Source organism: Flavobacterium sp. 21.1 (genome assembly GCF_057801535.1).
The window spans coordinates 170,346-192,681 of the sequence record NZ_JBYNXA010000002.1; the positions used below are offsets into that span (position 1 = coordinate 170,346).

Below are 22,336 nucleotides of genomic sequence, written 5' to 3' on the forward strand. Positions count from 1 at the left end.
ATATACCCGCTAAGCCCTTCATTCTTCGTTACTTTGCTAATTCCAAAACCAAGAAACAATGCGTTTAGTTTATATAGGGATATTCCTGATATTAATAGAATTATATGCTTTTCAGGCCGTAAAAACCATTACCAGAGAACGATGGATTCTCATAGCATATCAGGTGGTCAGCTTTTTGGCTTTTATCTATATTTTGTATGGATTCAGTCAGTTTGACCGTAGAGTGGGGCAAAATTCCCAGTCGCTTTTTACTATCGGGTTGCTTTTGCTGATGCTGGTTCCGAAGTTATTAATCGCTGTCGTGCTTTTGGGCGAAGATATCTTCCGAATGTTTGCTACCGTCATTAATTATTTCACACAGTCGGATTCTATTAGTGATTCAATACCCGGGAGGAGGAAGTTTATCAGTCAGGTTGCGCTTGGTATTGCGGCCATTCCGTTTACTTCATTATTATATGGGATGACCAAAGGGAAGTACAATTACAAGGTGATCCATCAGACCTTGTTTTTTCCGGATCTGCCGGAAAGTTTTGATGGTATGACCATTACGCAGATATCCGACGTACATAGTGGAAGTTTTGATAATCCCGAAAAAATAGAATATGCTATTGATTTAGTGAATCAGCAAAAATCGGATCTTATTCTTTTTACAGGGGATATAGTAAATACGCATGCAGTTGAAATGCATCCGTGGATCGATACGTTCCGGAAAATTGAAACGCCGAAATTCGGGAAATATTCGGTTTTGGGAAATCACGATTATGGCGAATATGTTGAATGGCCGTCTCAAAAGGCTAAAGACCAAAATTTCGAGGAGATCAAAGATTTGTACCATCAGATCGATTTTAAATTGTTGCTGAATGAAAACGTCAGAATTCAAAATGGAGGAGAAGAAATCGCTTTGATCGGTGTTGAAAACTGGGGTGTGAATTTCAAACAAGCTGGAGATTTGCGAAAAGCATCGGAAGGTGTTAATAAGGAAGATTTTAAAATTTTGATGAGTCACGACCCTTCGCACTGGAATTCGGAAGTGCAGCATCATGAAAATAACTACCAGTTGACGTTGTCCGGACATACACACGGATTGCAGTTCGGAATTGAGATTCCCGGGATTATCAGATGGAGTCCTGTCCAGTATGTCTACAAGCAGTGGGCGGGGTTGTACGAAAATCTGGGACGTTACATTTATGTGAATCGCGGGTTTGGTTTTCATGCTTATCCTGGTCGAGTTGGTATTTGGCCGGAAATAACGGTAATTCAACTAAAAAAAGGCGAAAGAGTAGCATAAATGCTTAAAAATATTATATTTGTATACTGTTTTTTTAAGAACAAGAGTTTTTAATTAATCTAATTTTCTCGCTTATGTCAAAATTTGGAGAACTAATCAACACACAGGTTCCTGTTTTAATCGATTTTTATACCGATTGGAACGAATCCTCTGTATCCATGCATCCCGTAATTAGAGATGTTGCTGCGGCGCTAGGCGATAAGGCTAAAGTGATTAAAATTGACGTGGACAAAAATCAGGAATTGGCAGAAGCTTTGCGAATTAAAGGATTACCAACGTTAATGATTTATAAAGAAGGTCAGATGGTTTGGAGACAATCCGGAGAATTGGATGCCAATACGATCATCGGTCTGGTCCAGGAAAACACTTAGTCGATTGTAACGAATTGAAATCCTTTTTCTTTTAAAATTGCGATCGCTTTCGGTAAAGCATACTCTACATTGCGGAAGGCTTTTTTGCTATCGTGAAACACGATGATGGAGCCTTGCGCCGTATTCGCGACTACATTACTCAGGCACTTTTCGGGAGAAATTCGGGTGTCGAAATCGGCACTCAAAACATCCCACATAATAATTCGGTAGCCTTTTTTGCGTAGTTGCGCAGATTGGGATGAACGTATTTTGCCGTAAGGCGGACGGAAAATTCTCGAAAATACAGGAACGTTAGATTTCGCATTTTTTTCGTTTTCTCCCTGTGCTGGCGCACCCTGCATTCTTAACTTGATTTCTTCTTCACACAAACGAATGTTTTCCAAATACTCTTTGTTTGCTGTTTTCCAGCCTTGCAAATGGTTGTAGGAATGATTTCCTATGCTGTGTCCTTCTGCTATTATTTTCAGAAAGAGTTCCGGATATTTTCTAATATTGTCCCCGATGCAAAAAAAGGTAGCCTTCACATTGTAATGCTTCAAAACGGATAATATCCATTCTGTCGCTTCGGGAGTGGGGCCGTCGTCAAAAGTAAGGTATATTTTATTTTCAGTATTCGGGAGGTCCCAAACCTGATTGGAAAATATTCTCTTGATGAGTTTGTTTGTCTTTATCCAATAGAAATCCATACTATAAAAATAAGGCTTTCAAAGTAAAAAACCTTGAAAGCCTTCGTTTATTTTAGAGTGGATTTTGCTTATTCCATGTCTCTGTCCAAAAGCGGAAAACGTTTGTTGTAGCTGTTGAATTTAACTCTGTTTTGATTGTAGAATTCCATGTCACCTCTTTGCTTCATTATGCCCAGCAGTGCTCTGTAGCTTTCAATGTCTGTGGCGATGTCCATGTACAGATCATTTTGATCCGTAGGTTTTAAGGTGCTGTAATACTTCAGGTTTTCCTGGTATTTCTTCATTAATTGTGACAATAGTTCTCTGGCTTTGGCTTTTTCGCCTAATGCATAATATCCGCCCGCAAACGGATCGACAAAACGGTAATAGTCATAATAATCTAAAGGCATTTTTGTAATCGCCAGATCGATTATTTTTCGCGCCTTGTCTTTCTTGCCTTCGTTGATTAATGCTTCCATTAAACGGGCCAAATTGGTTCGGTAAGAAATACTGTTTTTGCGGGTTTCCGGATCATGATAGATGTTCGGGCTTTCGCCATTGCCCCAATCCCATGACATCACGTTTTTGTACATTTTGTCCGTGTCGATATAGCCCATTTCAAATTGGTTGGACTCGTCGTTTCTTGGTGTTTTTACTGGCACCAAGCGATAAACCATGCCTTCCAGTTGCAGGTATTCTTTCATCCAGATGTAATCCTCGTCATCAAAACTTCCCGGCGAGAAGTAAATCGGACGTTTCCAGTTGTTGTTGGCTACCACATCCAACATCATTAAGCGGTTTTTGTAGATTACACCTCCTTTGATGTCTATATCGATATTTGAAACGATAGAATCATTCATGTTCGATGGAACCACTTTGTTTTGGATAACAGCATTTTTGTCTACAGGAATGCTGATTTTGTTGGTAGGGAAGAATTGGACTTTTTGCCCGTTCTCCATAGTTTCGATGGTTCTTTCGTCTCCGGATTGCACGAATTTCAGGAATTGTTCAATCGGAATTCGTTCTTTGGTAATTTCACGGTGAATGATATAATCGCGCGTTCCGGCAACATATTGATCATGTGTGAATCGTATAGGTAACGGTTCTGATTTGTATGCTTTTGCTTTCATCTGGTCGATATACCAATCCGTCGCAAAAAGTTGGGTGTTTACAATGCGTATGTCCGTTCGGTAGCCTTCGATTTCCTGAGCATACCATAACGGGAAAGTGTCGTTGTCCCCAATGGTAAACAGTATGGCATTCGGTTCACAGGAATCAAGATAAGCTTTTGCCATGGCTATCGCTGTATATCGGTCAGAACGGTCATGATCGTTCCAGTTTTCTTTTGCCATTAATAAAGGTGCGGCTAATAAGGAAATAGCTATGATTACCGGGCCGGCTACTTTTGGTTGTAGATATTTTTTAGCGTTTTCGTAGATCGCATAAACTCCAAAACCAAGCCACATTGCGAATACATAGAATGAACCTACAACGGCGTAATCGCGCTCACGTGGTTCAAAAGGGCGTTCGTTAAGGAATATTTTTAAAGCGAAACTTGTAAATAAGAATAAGGCTAGCAAGATGTAAAAGCTCTTCAGGTCTTTTTTTGCATGCCAAACCATTCCAAGGATAGCTAATATAAAAGGTAGGAAATAGTAAGTGTTTCTTGCTTTGTTGTTAAGAATATCCGGAGGAAGGTTTTCCTGTGGGCCAAGGTGCATATTGTCGATGAAATTGATTCCACTCAACCAGTTTCCGTTTTGGGTGTCATATTTCCCCTGGATGTCGTTTTGACGGCCAACAAAATTCCAAAGTAAATACCTCCAGTACATGTAACCGAATTGGTATTCAAACATGAATTTCATATTATCAGCGAAAGAAGGTTTTTCTACAATCAGGTAATCGCCATATGATTTCAAAAATTTATCATATCCTTCCAAATCGATTTTACCGGCAGCAAATGCACTTCTGAACTCAGACACAATTTGAACTAATTCGTCTTCGTGTGAGTATTCCGGATTAATGGTGAAATTTAACGGTTTTGTAAAAGTCATGTAGTTAACGCGCGCATCGGAACTGTCTCCGTACCACATTCGGGGTAAAATGCCATTGTGTTTGTCGTCGCCGTTGCTTTTTGCGTTTACATAATTGTTTACGATAACGTATTGGCCTGTTTTATAATTTCTTTCGTAGTTGGGTTTGTCATCCTCATACGGCTTATCCGCGTCCAGGCCTGCATACGTTTCCGAGAATAACGGGCCATAGAAAGTTTTTTGCTCTCCGTACTGTTCACGGTTGTAATAGGCAAGAACCTCTGCGGCATCGGAAGGTTTGTTCTCGTTGATAACCACATTGGCGTTCGCGCGGATCGGTAACATCAACCAGGTAGAGAATCCGATTAATACAAATAGGATACAAAGCAGAATGGTGTTATAAAACGGCAATTCTTTCTTTCTGGTGTAATTCAGGCCAAAATAGAAGAAAGCGATAATCAGAAGTAAGGCAAAAATAGTTCCGGAATTAAACGGAAGGCCAATCGTGTTGACCATGAAAATTTCCATTTTACCAAAGAAGGCTAAGGTGTACGGTAATAGGAATTTAAAAACGAAGAATAACACCGCTACCATTACCGCATTGGCAATGATGAAGTTTTTAACGGTGATTTTTTCATAATTTTTAAAATAATATAATAATCCTAATGAAGGAATGGTCAATAAGGCCATAAAGTGAACTCCGAAAGAAAGTCCGATAACAAGTGAAATCAGTAATAACCATCGGTTTCCTCGTGGTGTATGCATTTCTTCTTCCCATCGCAATCCCATCCAGATCAATAAGGCGATGAATAGGGAAGCCATTGCGTATACCTCCGCTTCGGTGGCAGAGAACCAAAAACTGTCTGTGAAAGTAAACGCCAGCGAGCCTACAAGAGCACTTCCTAAAACTACGATAGCGTTTTCTTTGTTGAATTCGGTATATGATGAGACTACTTTTTTCAGAATCAATGTCATCGACCAGAACATGAATAAGATGGTAAAGGCGCTCGAAAATACGGAGGTCATGTTAACCATTAACGCTATTTTACCTGCGCTCGGGGCAAACATTGCAAAGAAAGCACCGATCATTTGGAAGAGTGGGGCTCCCGGTGGGTGTCCAACTTCCAGTTTGGCTGAAGTAGCAATGTATTCGCCACAATCCCAAAAACTTAATGAGGGTTCTACCGTTAAGGTGTAAGTCAATAAAGCAATGGAAAACGTAACCCATCCTAAAATGGTGTTCCATTTTTTAAAGTTGAAAGTAGTCATATAAGATATGTCGGTTTTTTTCAGATTGAATTCTACTACAAAGAAACTCTTTTTTTGCATATAGAAACGTTCAAAGTTTTTTTTTAATATTTTTTTTGATAAAAATTTGGATTCAAAAAAATATGTACTACATTTGCACCCGCAATCAGCAATGAAAGCACAGTGGTACTGGTCTATGGTGTAATGGTAACACTACTGATTTTGGTTCAGTCATTCTAGGTTCGAGTCCTAGTAGACCAACAAAAAAAACCTCCTGACCGGGAGGTTTTTTATTTTCTATAATTTAGAAGTGTGTAATAAAAAGAGCCTGTTCAACTGAACAGGCTTTTTTGTATTATTTTTTGTGTTTTTAGATCTTGAAAGTAACCACAGGTCTTGCAGAGTGGTTTACCAGGTCTTCGCTGATGCTTCCGTTGAAGAAATGAGCCAGTCCTCGTCTTCCGTGCGTACTCATTCCGATCAAATCGGCGTCAATGCTGTTGGCGAAATTTAAAATTCCTTTTTCTACGTTCACATCATTATATATATGTGTGGAGAAATTGTCGATTTGGAATTTAGATGCAAATTCAGACATGATTTTTTCAGCAACTGCTGTTGATTTGAAATTATTCGGTGTGTTTACAGATACTAAATGTAAATGAGCGCCGAATTTGTTGGTGAAGTCAACTGCTTTTTCGAAAGTTTTTGTCACTTCCTCGGAGAAATCGGAAGCGAAAACAAATTTGTTTACGTTGAATTCCGGCATTTCCTGTTTGATTACCAAAACGGGGATGTCTGAAGTTCTAACCACTTTTTCCGTGTTGGATCCGATGATCATCTCTTTGAATCCGTTTACACCGTGAGACCCCATTACGATTAAATCGATATCGTTCTTTTTGCTGATGTCGATGATTCCGGTAAAAGTTGACTGTAATTTGATGATTTGAGAAACTTCCAGTCCTTCAAGGTAGCTTACACCTGTAAGTTCTTCCATTTTTTCTTCAGCTCTTCTTTTGAAGTACATGATTTCCGGAATGGCATGACCATGGGATTGGGCGTCGCTTCCTTCATGAGGAAGGTCAAGCATATGTAGTAAGAAAATCTCTCCGTTATTTTTTCTGGCAATTTGAGCGGCTACTTTTAAGGCGTATTCTGCGTGGTTTGAAAAATCGGTGGGTACTAAAATTCGTTTCATAATATTCAATGTGAGAAATTGGAGTTAAAATAGTTTTTATAAAGATATAAATTTATTTAGAACTGACAATGATTTTCAATATTTAAAAAAAAATTGTATATTTGCACCGTTGTTTGTTAAGGAACTAAATAATGAGGCACGCCATGCGTGCCTCTTTTTATACAAAATATGGCGTTTAAAGAAAAAGTAAGTGAAATTCTCAGGGAAGCCTTGGAGCAAAAGCCTTCTCTTTTTCTAATTGATCTGACAATTACCGAAGCATCCAAAATTATTGTAACTTTAGACGGTGATAATGGGGTAATGCTGCAGGATTGTATCGATGTCAGCAGGATTGTTGAAAACGGTTTGGATCGCGAAGAGCAGGATTTTTCCTTGGAAGTAGCTTCAGCAGGTGCGACGTCCCCGTTGCGGATGCCGAGACAGTTTAAGAAGAACATTGGAAGAAAGCTGAAGGTAACAACGGCAAATGAGAAAATAGAAGCGGAGATTACAGAAGCAAATGACGAGTTCATTGTCTTGGAATGGTCTGCCAGAGAGCCGAAACAAGTTGGTAAAGGAAAAGAAACTGTTCAGAAAAGAGCAGAAATAAAATACGAAGATATTAAAGAAGCAATTGTTATAATAACATTTTAAATAGAGAGTTGGCATGGAAAATATTGCATTAATCGAGTCGTTTTCAGAGTTTAAAGACGATAAACTTATCGATAGAGTTACCTTAATGGCGATTTTAGAAGATGTGTTTAGAAATGCATTGAAAAAGAAATACGGTTCAGATGATAACTTCGATATCATTATCAATCCTGACAAAGGGGATATGGAGATTTGGAGAAATCGTGTGGTGGTTGCTGATGGAGAAGTAGAGGATGAAAATTCTGAGATCTCATTATCGGAAGCCAGAAAAATCGAGCCGGATTTTGAAGTGGGTGAGGATGTTTCTGAAGAAGTGAAATTAATACAATTGGGTAGAAGAGCGATTTTGGCTTTACGTCAAAACCTGATCTCTAAAATCCACGAACACGATAATACCAATCTTTATAAACAATTTAAAGATTTAATTGGCGATATTTACACGGCAGAAGTTCACCATGTTCGTCCAAAAGCTGTAATTTTGGTTGATGATGAAGGAAATGAAATCGTGTTGCCTAAAGAAAAACAGATTCCGTCTGATTTCTTCCGCAAAGGGGATAACGTTCGCGGAATCATTGAAAGCGTTGAATTGAAGGGGAACAAACCTCAGATCATCATGTCAAGAACGTCTGAGAAATTCCTTGAGAAATTATTCGAGCAGGAAATCCCTGAGGTATTCGACGGTTTGATCACGGTTAAGAAAGTTGTGAGAATTCCAGGTGAAAAAGCGAAAGTAGCGGTGGATTCTTATGATGACAGAATTGATCCTGTTGGAGCTTGCGTTGGTATGAAAGGTTCGCGTATCCACGGAATTGTTCGCGAGTTAGGTAATGAAAATATTGACGTAATTAACTTTACAAGCAATACACAATTATATATTACAAGAGCGTTAAGCCCTGCTAAAGTTTCTTCGGTTAAGATCGATGAAGATAAAAAATCGGCTGAAGTGTTCTTGAAATTAGAAGAGGTGTCCAAGGCAATCGGACGTGGCGGACACAATATTAAATTAGCCGGGTTATTGACCGGTTATGAGTTGGATGTTATCCGTGAAGGAAATATCGCTGAGGAAGAAGACGATGTTGAATTGACTGAGTTCTCAGACGAAATTGACGGATGGGTTATCGACGAGTTTGCTAAAATTGGCTTGGATACAGCAAGAAGCGTGCTGAAACAGGATGTTGCCGATTTAGTAAGACGTACAGATCTTGAAGAAGAAACTATTCTGGACGTAATGCGAATTCTGAAGACCGAGTTCGAAGAATAATCCGGAGCAACAACAACACAACACGCATTAAGGTAATAATAAAAAGATTTTATGTCTGAAGAAAGAGTAATAAGAATTAACAAGGTTTTAAGGGAATTAAATATTTCTCTGGATAGAGCTGTGGATTATTTGAAAGATAAGGGTCATACCATCGAGTCAAGTCCGAATGCTAAAATTTCTAATGAGGAATACTCTATCTTGTGCGGTCAATTCTCTGCCGATAAAGGAAAAAAAGTAGCCTCTTTGGAAGTGAGCGAAGAAAAGAAGAAGGAGAAAGAAGCCCTTCGTATCGAGCGCGAAAAGGAGATTGAGGAGAAACGTAAGCAAGATGAAGAGAGACAGCGTCAGGAAATAATCAAAGCCAAAGCTTCACTTACGGGGCCGAAAGCTGTTGGTAAAATTGACCTGGAGCCTAAAAAGCCGGAAGTTGTTGCTGAAACACCTACTTCAGAAAAGATCGAAACTGCGGTTGAACCGACTCCTGAAAAGGTGATTGAAAAACCGGTTGTTGAAGAAGTTCAAAAACCTGTTGAGAAGGTTGAAGAAGTAAAAGAGGTAGCGAAAACAGAAAAGGTAGAAAAGCCTGAAGTTAAAGCTACGCCTGCTCCTGTAGCTGCGACTGCGGAAACTGCTACATCGGGAGAGCCTCAGGAGGAAGAGCGTATCGAGACACAATACCAAAAGCTTTCCGGGGCAACATTTACCGGACAGACTATCGATTTGTCTCAGTTCAACAAGCCTAAGAAAAAGAAAGAAGATTTCAAAAAAGACGCTGTCAATAAGCCTAACGCTGCAGGTACACCTGCAGGACAGGGTCAAGGCGGAGCAAATAAAAATAAAAGAAAACGTATTCCTGGTAAACCGGGAGCTCCAGGTACGGGAACACCGGGCCAAGGTCAGGGTGGAAACGCTCAGGGAGGAGCTAACAGACCAGGAGGTGGCGGAAAATTCGGTGGTAACAAACCGGGCTTCCAAAAAGGAAACCGTCCTGCTATTGTAGCTAAGGTTGAGCCTACGGAAGAAGAAGTTAAAAACCAAATTAAAGAGACTTTAGAAAGACTTCAAGGTAAAGGAGGGAAATCTAAAGCCGCAAAATACAGAAGAGACAAACGTGATTCTCACCGTCAGAAATCAGATGATGAGCAAAGAGCAATTGAAGAAGGAAGCAAAGTATTGAAAGTAACAGAATTTGTTACTGTAGGTGAAATTGCTACCATGATGGATGTGCCAATCACTAAAGTTATCGGAACATGTATGTCGCTTGGAATCATGGTAACAATGAACCAGCGTTTGGATGCCGAAACTTTATCTATTGTAGCTGATGAGTTTGGTTATGAAGTAGAATTCATTACTACTGATATTGAAGAAGCAATCGAGGTTGTGGAAGACAGACCGGAAGATTTGGTACACAGAGCACCAATCGTTACGGTGATGGGTCACGTAGACCACGGTAAAACATCCTTACTGGATTATATCCGTAAAACCAATGTAATTGCGGGAGAGTCCGGAGGTATCACACAGCACATCGGAGCGTATGGAGTGGAGTTGGATAACGGTCAGGAAATCGCTTTCCTTGATACACCGGGTCACGAAGCGTTTACGGCGATGCGTGCTCGTGGAGCTCAGGTTACCGATATCGCGATCATTGTAATTGCTGCCGATGATGACATCATGCCACAAACAAAAGAGGCGATCAGTCACGCGCAAGCAGCAGGTGTTCCATTGATTTTTGCTATTAATAAGGTCGATAAGCCACATGCTAATCCGGAAAAAATTAAAGAACGTTTAGCAGGTATGAACTTGTTGGTGGAAGATTGGGGTGGTAAATACCAATCTCATGATATTTCTGCTAAAACAGGGATGGGTGTTAAAGAATTATTAGAAAAAGTATTGCTTGAGGCTGAAATTTTAGATCTTAAAGCAAATCCGGATAAACCAGCCATCGGAACTGTAGTTGAAGCTCAGTTGGATAAAGGACGTGGTTATGTATCAACAATCCTTGTTCAGGCGGGTACTTTGAAAGTTGGAGATTATGTATTGGCAGGTAAAAATCACGGTAAGGTAAAAGCTATGTTCGATGAGCGTGGTAATTCCGTGAAAGAAGCAGGTCCATCAACACCAATTTCTATTTTAGGATTGGACGGTGCGCCAACTGCAGGTGATAAATTTAATGTGTTCGAAGACGAAAGAGAAGCGAAACAAATTGCAGCAAAACGTATGCAGTTGTTACGCGAGCAGTCGGTTCGTACACAAAAACATATTACGCTTGCCGAAATCGGTCGCCGTATCGCGCTTGGTCAGTTCAAAGAATTGAACATTATCCTTAAAGGAGACGTGGACGGTTCTGTGGAAGCATTATCGGATTCCTTCTCTAAATTATCTACTGAAGAAATTCAGATCAAGATCATTCACAAAGGAGTTGGAGCAATCACTGAATCGGATGTATTGTTAGCTTCGGCTTCGGATGCAATCATTATCGGATTCAACGTTCGTCCGCAAGGAAATGCAAAACAATTGGCTGATAAGGAAGAAATCGATATCCGTCACTATTCAATTATCTACGATGCTATCGATGATTTGAAAGATGCGATGGAAGGAATGTTGTCTCCGGAATTAAAAGAAGAAATTACCGGTACAGCAGAAATCCGCGAATTGTTCAAGATTTCGAAAGTAGGAACTATTGCAGGATGTATGGTTACTGACGGTAAAGTTTTCAGAAATTCGAAAATCCGTTTAATCCGCGAAGGTGTGGTTATTTACACAGGAGAGTTGTTAGCGTTGAAACGTTTCAAAGACGATGTGAAAGAAGTGTCCAAAGGATATGATTGTGGTATCCAGATTAAGAACTACAACGATCTTAAGGAGTACGACTTGATTGAATGCTTCCAGGAAGTAGAGGTTAAGAAGAAACTGAAGTAATCTTTAGCAGATATAGTATAAAAATCCCGATTCGTCGGGATTTTTTGTTTTTTGTCGATTTTACCGGATTTTGTTATAAAAATATTTTTTGGCAGATTATTTTTCAATACTTTCGCGCAAAATTTAAAAATTAAACATGAAAAGGATTACAATTTTATTTTTGCTGACTTTGTCATTATTCGGAAGTCAGAAAGCGATTTCACAAGAAGCTTTTATTGGTGAGATCAGAATGTTTGCCGGAAACTTTGCACCAAACGGTTGGGCTTTATGTGACGGTCAGATTTTGTCGATTGCCCAAAACCAAGCTTTGTTTTCTTTATTAGGGACTACATATGGCGGAAATGGTATGACTACTTTCGCATTACCGGACTTACGTGGTCGTGTACCAATGCATCCAGGTTCAGGTCCTGGTTTGACTCCAAGGGTGCAAGGTGAAGTTGGCGGATCGGAAACCAATATACTTACGATAGCTCAAATGCCGGCACACAACCACACGGTAAATGCTTCCACTGCTGACGGAGATCAGAACGTACCTACGAATTCTATTCCGGCAAATACAAAGGCTTTAGATAAAGAATATGTTTCCGGCGCCGCAAATACTACAATGAGTCCTTCCATGATTGGAGTTACAGGCCAAAATCAACCGGTAAATAACGTGCAGCCTTTCGGAACCGTTAACTTTATCATTTGTTTGAACGGGATTTATCCATCAAGAGGCTAAAGATGAAAAAGTTATTTTCTTTGTTAGTGGTTTTGGGTTCGCTTGGTTTAAATGCCCAAAGCATCACGTTTAATGGTTGTCATCCGCTTTTTGAAAATCAGGACTATGTTTTTGTTAAGGAAACCACGGATGTTACTGGCAGAAATGCTTTCACGACCATTCCCGTAGACGGTGAGCAGTCTTGCGGCGGATTGGGAACGTGTGAATTTAAGATTTTATGGAGTCAGGCAAATTCAAGATGGGAATTTATCGCGGATAGCGGTAACGGAGATTTTGTAAATCCGCATTTGATTTATTACAATTCTTCTTCTTCTTTACCAAATCCTCCTGATCTGACACTAGGAACGTGGATTGAAAATGTCGGACACACCGGTGCTTCATGTGGAGGAAGTTTGACTGCTGTGAATGCGATTATGAGCGGAGCGGTTCAAAGTACACTTTTATCTACGGACGGCTTTTCCTTAACGGCAAATAAAGTTGTAGTTTATCCTAACCCTGCGTTCGATAGGATTACTTTGGTGTCCAATGAAGCAGTTGAAAGTTTTTCGGTACTGTCGGTTCAAGGCCAAGTCGTAATGAATGTAAAGAATAGTAATGAAGCTGATGTGTCTAAGTTGCAAAACGGCGTTTATTTTATTCGTCTGCATAGTAGTAACGATAGCCAAACGTTACGCTTTATTAAAAAGTAGTACGTTTATAGATTTAAAAATCCCGATTCGTCGGGATTTTTTGGCTGCATTAATTGCAATTTTGATCGTATATAATTTAAAATTTTTGAAAGATGAGTATATGTAAATGGTTTCTTTTGATGTTTTTTTTCTTGGCATGTAGCTTTTGTTTTTCGCAGAATTATCGCGATACGGTTATCAATGAACTGGTCAATGTTTCGTTTTTTCATTGTCGAACGAATAAGGAAGAGTATCTGAAGGCAAAAGAGAAAGTGAGTCAGTTAGAGCAAGATTATGGTTATGAAGCCGATTTGAAATTAAGAATTGTTGATTACGGTTATGTTCATAAGGATTTTGAATTTTTTAAAGAACAGCTGGAAATTTTAGTAAAAAACCATGGTTTTGCTGTAGCTTATATGACAGGTCGTGAATCCTATTATGAAGCGATTTTGAAGGGTGATTTTGCCTCGTGGTTCAAGACCATGTATCTTAAGAATCATTTTATCTGGCTTGAGAATAATTTTGAAAAACAAATTGATCAGCAAAAACTGCATGAAAACCAAGTAAAGCTCCAGGCGATTGCCGCGGTAGTATCGAAAGTATCTGAAAATGAAACTTTGTCTGATGCTGATAAAAAAATTGTGGATTCTAAATGCAACGAGATCCTTTTTAGTACTGTAGCGATTCTGCACGATCTTTGTCGTAAATACGATCGATACCCAACGGGAAAGAACTTTGGAGTTGTTCAGGGAAGTATTGATTCAAGACTGTTTATGAATCTGGGTATTAAAGAAAATATGGAACGGACGTGGCTGTTGTTTGAGCCTTATATCAAAAAAAGCTACTTAAAAAATGAAACGGATTACAGGGACTATGTGGTGTATGATGCTTTCAGTTATATTCATTTTGGCCATCAAAAGTACGGATTGCTCAAAAAAGATAGTGTTCCTTTCATGTTGCGCACCCTTACTAAAATAAATGAGGTAGAAGGCGAGCTTCCGATTCAGAATGCTTTTTTTTCGGATAAGGTAAAGAGAGAAATGGGCTGGAAGTAAAATGACAGCGATTGCCATTGTTTTGTTTTAAAAAGGCGGCTTTTTGTTGTTTAGCGGAATTAAGCTGTATGGTGAATACATAATTTTAATATAAAATGTATTATATAACTGTCTAAAATTCATAATTTTACTATTAAATTTAATGTTGTTGGGAATTAAAAACAAAGCGTCATGAAATCAAAAATTGCTGTTTACGAAACGCATAAAGAAGCAGTAAATGCTATTAAAGTGTTGAATGACCAAGACTTTCCCATGAATAATGTTTCGCTTTTGGGAAAAGCGGAAATAATTGACGATCATATTCATATGCAATCTGTGGATACGCTGCAAAAAGCGCCGGCTGTGATCGGTATGGGGGCGGGAACGGTTATTGGTCTGCTTTCAGGTATCGGGGTTTTTACAATTCCCGGTTTTGGATTTCTATATGGTGCAGGCGCCTTGATTGGTGCTATAGCCGGATTTGATTTAGGTATTATTACGGGCGGACTTATTTCTTTTTTGTCCCTGTTAGGTATCAAAGAGGATGAAGTTCTGAAATATGAAGAACATTTGAACGAAGGAAAGTTTATGGTGATAGTGAACGGTACTATTGAAGAAATTGAGATGGCCGAACATATTCTGCATACGGAAGGTACGCATTTGGAGGTCACAGATTAACAGAATTGATAAATAAAAAGCCGGTTTAAAACCGGCTTTTTTTATATTGTGAATTTAGAAAGAGATTATTTCTTCTTTTGTTCAAATGTAAATTGCATTATTTGTTTGGACGGATCAGTAAAGCTGTTGGGTACTTTTTTTGAATCTCTTTGTAGTTTTTCTCGGCATCGATTCTGGTTTTGAAAGTGCCTACCCAAACTTTGTAACTTGGATTAGAATAAATAATGGTACCGTCTAAATTTCTGTATTCCTTTTTGAATGCAGACAGCATTTTTTTTGCTTCCTCATTGGTACCGTAAAATATCTGGATCTTATAACGGTCATTAACAGTAATGGAAGAATTGATTTTTCTTTTTTCGTTTAAAAGCATTTCAAACTTCGGATCCTGAATAATGTTAATTTTTGAAGTTTGCGAGTGGGCTTTAGAGCCTGAAAAAGAGCACAAAATGAAGAAGGCTAAAATAGGTAGGGTTCTTAAAATTCTCATAATAAGTAGATTTGAAACAAAAATACAATTAAATACGTCAATCTGATAACTTCGATTTATTTAGAATTGGTATAAATTACAATTTAAGACAAATTTAAGGTTTTGAGAATAGGACAATAGTCGTATTTTTGTCCGAGTTTATAAATAAGGTCTGTCTTTATAGGTGTAAAGCAGTACCAAATTTAGTTGATAATCATTTTAATTATGAAAAAAGTGGGTAACCATAATTCGTTTTCAAAAAAATTATTATTCAGTCTGGCGATGCTATTATCGCTGTCGCTGAGTTCTTTAGCCCAAGATCCGGCTGCTCCTGCTGCCGGTGCAGGTGATCCTGCAAAAGGGAAAGCTATTTTTAATGCAAATTGTGCGGCTTGTCACAAACTTGATGCAAGAGCCACAGGGCCTGCCTTACGTGGTGTTGCGGATAAGTACGACAAGGAGTGGATTTACAAATGGGTACATAACAGTGCTGAATTGATCAAATCGGGTGATGCAGATGCTAATAAGGTGTTTGAGGAATTCAGTAAAGTGCCAATGACCCCTTTTCCTCAGTTATCTACCGAGGATATCGATAATATTTTAGCATTTACTTCTGCTCCTAAAGAAGAAGCTGCGGCTGCTGGACCTACTGTCGCTAAAGGCGGTGAGGCTCAGGAAGGCGGTATTTCCAACAATGTGATTTTAGGCGTGCTTGCTTTAGTTTTGGCAATGTTGGTGGCAATGTTGTTGTTTGTGAAAAACGTACTTAACAAAATTGCAAAAGCTAACGGAATCGAGGCTCCGGTGGCTGAAAAATCACTTCCAATCTGGAAGGCATTTGTAAAAAATCAGTTTTTGGTTTTGGTGTCGTCTATCGTGATGATCTTGATAGGTATGTATTTTATCTACGGTTATTTGATGCAAATTGGTGTAGATCAAAACTATGAGCCTATTCAGCCAATCCATTATTCACACAAAATTCACGCTGGTGATAATAAGATAGAATGTAAATACTGTCACTCTTCAGCTAGAGTTAGTAAGAATGCAGGTATTCCTTCTTTGAATGTTTGTATGAACTGTCACAAAAGTATTTCTGAATTCCAAGGGGATAAAGATTCTACTTATGTTGAGTATTCAAAAGAATTCTATACGGGTGAGATCCAAAAATTATATGATGCAGTGGGATGGGATAAGAATACTATGTCTTATACTGGTAAAGTGAAGCCTGTTAAATGGGTTAGAATCCATAACCTACCTGACTTCGTTTACTTCAACCACTCGCAGCACGTATCTGTTGCCGGACTTGAGTGTCAGAAATGTCACGGTAAAGTTGAAACTTTCGAGATCATGAAACAAGACCAGCCTTTAACTATGGGATGGTGTGTGAACTGTCACAGAAAAACGGATGTGAAAATGGAGGGTAATGCTTACTATGCAAAAATTCACGAGGAGCTTTCTAAGAAATATGGTGTAGACAAATTGACTGCTGCACAAATGGGAGGTTTGGAATGTGGTAAGTGTCACTATTAATAATAAATTAAGAAGCTAATATTTATATACAATGGCATCAAACAAAAAATACTGGAAAAGTGTTGAAGAGCTAGACCAAAATAGCTCTATTGTTGAGACGCTAAGAAACAATGAATTTGTTGAAGAAATACCTACAGAAGAATTCTTAGGAGACGCAGCTACCCTGTCTGCTTCATCAACAACTCGTCGTGACTTTTTGAAATACGTTGGATTCTCTACTGCTGCCGCTTCATTGGCTGCGTGTGAAGGTCCGGTTGTTAAGTCTATTCCTTATGTAGTTCAACCTGAACAAATCATTCCTGGTGTTGCAGATTATTATGCAACTACAATGATGGATGGTTTTGATTTCGCAAATATCCTGATCAAAACCCGTGAAGGTCGTCCTATTAAAGTAGAAAATAATAATTTACCTAATGCAAAATTTGGTGCAAATGCGAGAGTTCACGCTTCTGTATTGTCATTGTATGACAGTATGCGTGTGAAACAACCAAAAATTGCTGGTAAAGCGGCCTCTTGGTCAGAAGTAAATGCTGCTGTTGCTAAAAGTTTAGCAGAAGCTAAATCTAAAGGCGGTCAGGTGGTAGTGTTGACAAATACAATGTCAAGTCCGTCTACTGACAGATTGATTGCAGATTTCATTGCAAAAAACCCAACAGCTAAGCATGTAACTTATGATGCGGTTTCTTCTTCTACGGCTTTGGATGCGTTCCAGATGGTGTATGGAGAAAGAGCTTTAGCTGATTACGACTTCGCAAAAGCGGATGTTATCGTATCTATCGGAGCTGATATCCTTGGCGATTGGCAGGGTGGAGGATACGATGCAGGTTATTCTAAAGGTCGTGTTCCTAAGAACGGGAAGATGTCTAAGCATATCCAGATCGAAGCAAACATGTCTTTGGCTGGAGCTAATGCAGACAAACGTATTCCGTTAACAGTTACTGAGCAAAAACAAGCTTTAGTTAAAATATATAATGTTATTACTGGTGCTTCTGCAGGTGCTGCCAATTTAGGCAAGAATGAAGAAGCTGTAATGAAAGCAGCAAAACAATTAAGTGATGCTAAAGGAAAAGGAGTTTTAGTTTCTGGTTTAGATGATGTTAATGCACAATTATTGGTATTGGCGATCAACAAAGCATTAACTTCTGAGGCTTTCAATCCTTCCGCTGCACGTTTGATCCGTAAAGGTGACAGCAAAGCAGTAGCGCAATTGGTTGCGGATATGAAAGCGGGTGCTGTTCATACCTTGATTATGAATGGAGTGAACCCATTATACACTTTAGCAAATGCTTCTGAATTTGCTGAAGGTCTTGCAAAAGTTAAAACATCTGTTACATTCACTTTAAGAGAAGATGAAACGGCTGTTAAATCTACGATCGTTGCCGCAGCTCCTCACTACTTAGAATCATGGGGAGATGTAATGATCGCAAAAGGACACTACGCGATCATGCAGCCGACTATCCGTCCGTTGTTTGATACTAAACAATTCCAGGAAGCTTTAATGGCTTGGACTGGTAATACAAATACTTATTATGATTTCTTAAAAGCAGTTGGTTCCTCAATTGCTGCAGGAACAACTTGGAACCAATTGGTTCACGATGGAGTTTATACTTCGGAAGTGGCTGCGGTTGCAGGAGGTTCTGCGGACTTCGCTTCAGCGGCTTCTGCTTTAGCGCAAGCTAAAAATGAAGGTGGTATGGAGTTAGTGTTATACACTAAAACCGGAATGGGTGATGGTCAGCAGGCAAACAATCCATGGTTACAGGAATTCCCGGATCCGATTACAAGAGCATCTTGGGATAACTATGTGACTGTTTCTAAAAAAGATGCAGAGAAATTAGGCTTAGAGAACCGCAATGTTGCAAACGGAGGTCTTAATGGTAGTTATTCAACTATCGAGGTTGCCGGAATCAAATTGCAGAATGTTCCGGTTATCATTCAGCCGGGTCAGGCAGTTGGTACTATCGGTTTAGCTTTAGGTTACGGTAGAAAAGAGGCAATGAAAGAAGAGATGCAGGTTGGGGTTAACGCGTACAAATTGTATGTAAACCAAAATGCAAATCAAGCTGCTAAAATTTCAAAAGCGGAAGGTGAGCATGAATTTGCTTGCGTTCAGTTGCAAAAAACATTAATGGGTAGAGGTGATATCATCAAAGAAACTACCTTGAAAATATTCAGTACTGAAGATGCTGAAACTTGGAATCCAATTCCAATGGTATCTTTGGATCACCAGGAAACTCCTGCTACAGAAGTGGATCTTTGGGATTCATTCGATCGTACGGTAGGACACCACTTCAACCTTTCTATCGACTTGAATGCTTGTACCGGATGTGGTGCTTGTGTTATCGCTTGTCATGCTGAAAACAATGTTCCTGTAGTTGGTAAATCTGAGGTAAGAAGAAGCCGTGATATGCACTGGTTGCGTATCGACCGTTACTACTCTTCAGAAGAAACATTCAAAGGAGATGGTGAATTAAAAGCAAAAGCAAGTGGGTTGTTAAACTCGATCGATACATTAACAGGAATGGAAGATCCTTCTGAAAATCCTCAGGTTGCTTTCCAACCGGTAATGTGTCAGCACTGTAACCACGCTCCTTGTGAAACTGTATGTCCGGTAGCGGCTACATCTCACGGACGTCAAGGTCAGAACCATATGGCTTACAACCGTTGTGTGGGTACTCGTTACTGTGCAAACAACTGTCCTTATAAAGTACGTCGTTTCAACTGGTTCTTATACAACAAAAACAGCGAGTTTGATTATCACATGAATGATGATTTAGGCCGTATGGTATTGAACCCGGATGTTAACGTTCGTTCTCGAGGAGTAATGGAGAAATGTTCAATGTGTATCCAGATGACTCAGGCGACTATTCTTAAAGCGAAAAAAGAAGGACGTCAGATTAAAGACGGAGAATTCCAGACAGCATGTTCTGCAGCTTGTACAAGCGGAGCGATGGTATTTGGAGATGTAAATGATAAAGAAAGTCAAGTGGCTAAATTGGCTGAAGACGAAAGAATGTATCATTTATTAGAGCACATCGGAACTAAGCCAAATGTATTCTATCACGTGAAAGTTAGAAATACGTAAGAGTAATAAAATTATTAATTAAGAAACAATATAAAGGATTATGTCGTCTCATTACGAAGCACCCATTAGAAAACCTTTAGTTATAGGTGATAAAACTTATCACGATGTAACAGTAGATGTAGCTAGACCTGTTGAAGGTAAGGCAAACAAACAATGGTGGACCGTTTTTACAATTGCATTAGCAGCTTTCCTTTGGGGAGCGGGATGTATGGTTTACACTATCTCTACAGGTATCGGAACATGGGGATTAAATAAAACAGTAGGTTGGGCTTGGGATATCACTAACTTCGTATGGTGGGTAGGTATCGGTCACGCCGGAACTCTAATTTCTGCAGTACTATTATTATTCCGTCAAAAATGGAGAATGGCGATTAACCGTTCAGCGGAGGCTATGACCATCTTCTCGGTAGTTCAGGCAGGTTTGTTCCCGATCATCCACATGGGTCGTCCATGGTTAGGATACTGGGTATTACCAATTCCGAACCAGTTTGGTTCTCTTTGGGTTAACTTTAACTCCCCGTTATTATGGGACGTATTTGCGATCTCAACGTATCTTTCGGTTTCATTGGTTTTCTGGTGGACTGGATTATTACCTGACTTCGCGATGATCCGTGACAGAGCGGTAACCCCTTTCAACAAAAGAATCTATTCCATCCTTTCTTTCGGATGGTCAGGTAGAGCTAAAGACTGGCAACGTTTCGAAGAGGTTTCTCTTGTATTGGCCGGTTTAGCAACGCCACTTGTACTTTCCGTACACACAATCGTATCCTTTGACTTCGCAACTTCGGTTATCCCTGGATGGCATACTACAATCCTTCCTCCTTACTTCGTTGCGGGTGCGATCTTCTCTGGATTCGCGATGGTAAATACATTGCTTATCATCATGAGAAAAGTGTGTAACCTTGAAGACTATATCACGATTCAGCATATCGAATTGATGAACATCGTAATCATGATTACCGGTTCAATCGTAGGTTGTGCTTACATCACTGAGTTGTTCGTAGCTTGGTATTCGGGTGTGGAGTATGAGCAGTATGCGTTCTTGAACCGTGCTACAGGACCTTACTGGTGGTCATACTGGTTGATGATGACTTGTAACGTATTCTCTCCGCAGTTCATGTGGTTCAAAAAATTAAGAACCAGTATCATGTTCTCATTCATCATTTCCCTAGTGGTAAACATCGGTATGTGGTTTGAGCGTTTCGTAATTATCGTGACTTCATTACACAGAGATTATTTACCGTCATCTTGGACAATGTTCCAGCCAACATTTGTTGATGCGGGTATCTATATCGGTACAATTGGTTTCTTCTTCGTATTATTCTTATTATATTCAAGAAGTTTCCCTGTAATTGCTCAGGCAGAGGTTAAGACTATCATGAAGACTTCCGCAGAAAATTACAAAAGAGAAAGAGAAAAAGAAGGACATCATTCACACAATCATTAATAGATCATGAGTACGAATAAAGTTATACATGCTATATATACAGATGATGATATCTTAATGGATGCTGTTAAAGCATCGAGAGCGGCTCATCATCATATTGAAGAAGTTTACACGCCATTCCCGGTTCACGGTTTGGATAAAGCTATGGGATTAGCACCAACTAGAATTGCTATCGCTTCATTCCTTTATGGAGTTGTTGGTTTAACTGTTGCGGCTAATTTATTGAATTACATCATGATTGTTGATTGGCCTCAGGATATCGGAGGTAAGCCAAGTTTTGCTTTCTATCAGAACATGCCGGCTTTCGTACCTGTAATGTTCGAGTTGACAGTATTCTTCGCTGCTCACTTAATGGTTATCACGTTCTATTTAAGAAGTAGATTGTGGCCATTCAAGGAGGCTGAAAATCCGGATGTTAGAACTACAGATGATCACTTCCTAATGGAGGTTGCAGTAAAAGGGAATGAGGAAGACATGATTTCTTTCTTCAAAAACACCGGTGCTGTAGAAGTTAAAGTAATTGATAAGCATTAATAGTAGATATGAAAGCTTTATATAAAATAGTAGCATTAGTAGGTGTATCGATTGCCGCGACATCATGTTTCGACAAATCAAAACCTAACTATCAGTTCTTCCCTAATATGTATGAGTCAGTAGCCTATGAGACTTATTCTCAATCTGCTGCATTCAAAGGTGGTAAAGAAGGTTTAAAACCAGCGCAAGGATCTATTAAGAGAGGTTTCCAACCTTATGAGATTCCAAATACTCCTGCTGGTTATATGCAGGCAAAAGCGACGCTTAAATCACCATTGGATTCATTAACTGTTAATGCTGAAAAAGGAGCGGAATTATTCAATATTTATTGCGCTATCTGTCACGGTGAAAAAGGTGATGGTAAGGGTAATTTAGTGAAAAGAGAAAAATTCCTTGGGGTTCCTAGTTATGCAGACAGAGATGTTACTGAAGGAAGTATTTTCCACGTAATCACTTATGGATTGAACTCCATGGGTTCTCACGCGAACCAATTGTCTCAGCAAGAGCGTTGGATGGTTGTGGATCACGTGTTAAAATTAAGAGGAGAATTAAAGAAGTAAAAC

General features: G+C 39.3%; 18 protein-coding genes and 1 tRNA gene. 15 read left to right on the top strand and 4 right to left on the bottom strand.

Annotated elements, in window-relative coordinates:
* Positions 1 to 58: 58 nt before the first annotated feature.
* Positions 59 to 1,288, top strand: a complete 1,230-nt coding sequence (locus AC3E9U_RS04155; protein ID WP_488745655.1) for a metallophosphoesterase — start codon at positions 59 to 61, stop codon at positions 1,286 to 1,288.
* Positions 1,289 to 1,362: 74 nt separating this feature from the next.
* Complete coding sequence (locus AC3E9U_RS04160; protein WP_023573323.1) at positions 1,363 to 1,659, top strand: thioredoxin family protein; 297 nt, start codon at positions 1,363 to 1,365, stop codon at positions 1,657 to 1,659.
* Here AC3E9U_RS04160 and AC3E9U_RS04165 read toward each other — a convergent pair.
* Positions 1,656 to 2,345, bottom strand: a complete 690-nt coding sequence (locus AC3E9U_RS04165; RefSeq protein WP_488745656.1) for a polysaccharide deacetylase family protein — start codon at positions 2,343 to 2,345, stop codon at positions 1,656 to 1,658. The genes AC3E9U_RS04160 and AC3E9U_RS04165 overlap by 4 nt on opposite strands.
* Positions 2,346 to 2,413: 68 nt before the next feature.
* Positions 2,414 to 5,626, bottom strand: coding sequence for a glycosyltransferase family 117 protein (locus AC3E9U_RS04170; RefSeq protein ID WP_488746132.1), 3,213 nt, complete (start codon positions 5,624 to 5,626; stop codon positions 2,414 to 2,416).
* Positions 5,627 to 5,795: 169 nt separating this feature from the next.
* On the opposite strand from AC3E9U_RS04170, the gene AC3E9U_RS04175 reads away from it, so the two are divergent.
* Positions 5,796 to 5,866 (top strand) — tRNA-Gln (locus tag AC3E9U_RS04175).
* Between the two features lie 109 nt (positions 5,867 to 5,975).
* On the opposite strand, the gene AC3E9U_RS04180 is transcribed toward AC3E9U_RS04175, so the two are convergent.
* Positions 5,976 to 6,800 (bottom strand): universal stress protein, encoded by an 825-nt coding sequence (locus AC3E9U_RS04180; RefSeq protein ID WP_488745657.1) that lies wholly within the window; start codon positions 6,798 to 6,800, stop codon positions 5,976 to 5,978.
* Between the two features lie 168 nt (positions 6,801 to 6,968).
* Here AC3E9U_RS04180 and rimP point away from each other — a divergent pair, with 168 nt between their 5' ends.
* From rimP to AC3E9U_RS04215, 7 genes are all read left to right on the top strand, one after another.
* Entirely contained in the window at positions 6,969 to 7,433 is a 465-nt protein-coding gene (gene rimP, locus AC3E9U_RS04185; RefSeq protein ID WP_488745658.1) for a ribosome assembly cofactor RimP, read from the top strand.
* Positions 7,434 to 7,446: 13 nt separating this feature from the next.
* Positions 7,447 to 8,691 (top strand): transcription termination factor NusA, encoded by a 1,245-nt coding sequence (nusA, locus tag AC3E9U_RS04190; RefSeq protein WP_488745659.1) that lies wholly within the window; start codon positions 7,447 to 7,449, stop codon positions 8,689 to 8,691.
* A 51-nt stretch (positions 8,692 to 8,742) separates the two neighbouring features.
* The gene (gene infB / locus AC3E9U_RS04195; RefSeq protein ID WP_488745660.1) at positions 8,743 to 11,610 is read left to right on the top strand and encodes a translation initiation factor IF-2; all 2,868 of its coding nucleotides are present in this window, start codon (positions 8,743 to 8,745) and stop codon (positions 11,608 to 11,610) included.
* A 136-nt stretch (positions 11,611 to 11,746) separates the two neighbouring features.
* Positions 11,747 to 12,331: a phage tail protein gene (locus tag AC3E9U_RS04200; RefSeq protein WP_488745661.1), complete on the top strand. Its 585-nt coding sequence runs from the start codon at positions 11,747 to 11,749 to the stop codon at positions 12,329 to 12,331.
* A 2-nt stretch (positions 12,332 to 12,333) separates the two neighbouring features.
* A complete protein-coding gene (locus tag AC3E9U_RS04205; RefSeq protein ID WP_488745662.1) occupies positions 12,334 to 13,020 on the top strand; it encodes a T9SS type A sorting domain-containing protein in 687 nt (228 codons plus the stop codon).
* Positions 13,021 to 13,112: 92 nt separating this feature from the next.
* Complete coding sequence (locus tag AC3E9U_RS04210; RefSeq protein ID WP_488745663.1) at positions 13,113 to 14,054, top strand: hypothetical protein; 942 nt, start codon at positions 13,113 to 13,115, stop codon at positions 14,052 to 14,054.
* A 171-nt stretch (positions 14,055 to 14,225) separates the two neighbouring features.
* Positions 14,226 to 14,711, top strand: coding sequence for a hypothetical protein (locus tag AC3E9U_RS04215; RefSeq protein ID WP_488745664.1), 486 nt, complete (start codon positions 14,226 to 14,228; stop codon positions 14,709 to 14,711).
* A 97-nt stretch (positions 14,712 to 14,808) separates the two neighbouring features.
* Here AC3E9U_RS04215 and AC3E9U_RS04220 read toward each other — a convergent pair whose 3' ends face one another.
* Positions 14,809 to 15,198 carry an SPOR domain-containing protein gene (locus tag AC3E9U_RS04220; protein ID WP_488745665.1) on the bottom strand — a complete coding sequence of 130 codons (390 nt, stop codon included), beginning with the start codon at positions 15,196 to 15,198 and terminating at the stop codon, positions 14,809 to 14,811.
* Between the two features lie 204 nt (positions 15,199 to 15,402).
* Here AC3E9U_RS04220 and AC3E9U_RS04225 point away from each other — a divergent pair, with 204 nt between their 5' ends.
* The 5 genes from AC3E9U_RS04225 to AC3E9U_RS04245 are packed head-to-tail and all read left to right on the top strand — an operon-like array spanning position 15,403 to position 22,333.
* Positions 15,403 to 16,707 (top strand): c-type cytochrome, encoded by a 1,305-nt coding sequence (locus AC3E9U_RS04225; protein ID WP_488745666.1) that lies wholly within the window; start codon positions 15,403 to 15,405, stop codon positions 16,705 to 16,707.
* A 31-nt stretch (positions 16,708 to 16,738) separates the two neighbouring features.
* Entirely contained in the window at positions 16,739 to 19,792 is a 3,054-nt protein-coding gene (locus AC3E9U_RS04230; protein ID WP_488745667.1) for a TAT-variant-translocated molybdopterin oxidoreductase, read from the top strand.
* Positions 19,793 to 19,832: 40 nt separating this feature from the next.
* Positions 19,833 to 21,239 carry an NrfD/PsrC family molybdoenzyme membrane anchor subunit gene (nrfD, locus tag AC3E9U_RS04235; protein ID WP_488745668.1) on the top strand — a complete coding sequence of 469 codons (1,407 nt, stop codon included), beginning with the start codon at positions 19,833 to 19,835 and terminating at the stop codon, positions 21,237 to 21,239.
* A 6-nt stretch (positions 21,240 to 21,245) separates the two neighbouring features.
* Positions 21,246 to 21,773, top strand: coding sequence for a DUF3341 domain-containing protein (locus AC3E9U_RS04240; RefSeq protein WP_488745669.1), 528 nt, complete (start codon positions 21,246 to 21,248; stop codon positions 21,771 to 21,773).
* Positions 21,774 to 21,781: 8 nt separating this feature from the next.
* A complete protein-coding gene (locus tag AC3E9U_RS04245) occupies positions 21,782 to 22,333 on the top strand; it encodes a c-type cytochrome (protein ID WP_488745670.1) in 552 nt (183 codons plus the stop codon).
* Positions 22,334 to 22,336 lie beyond the last annotated feature (3 nt).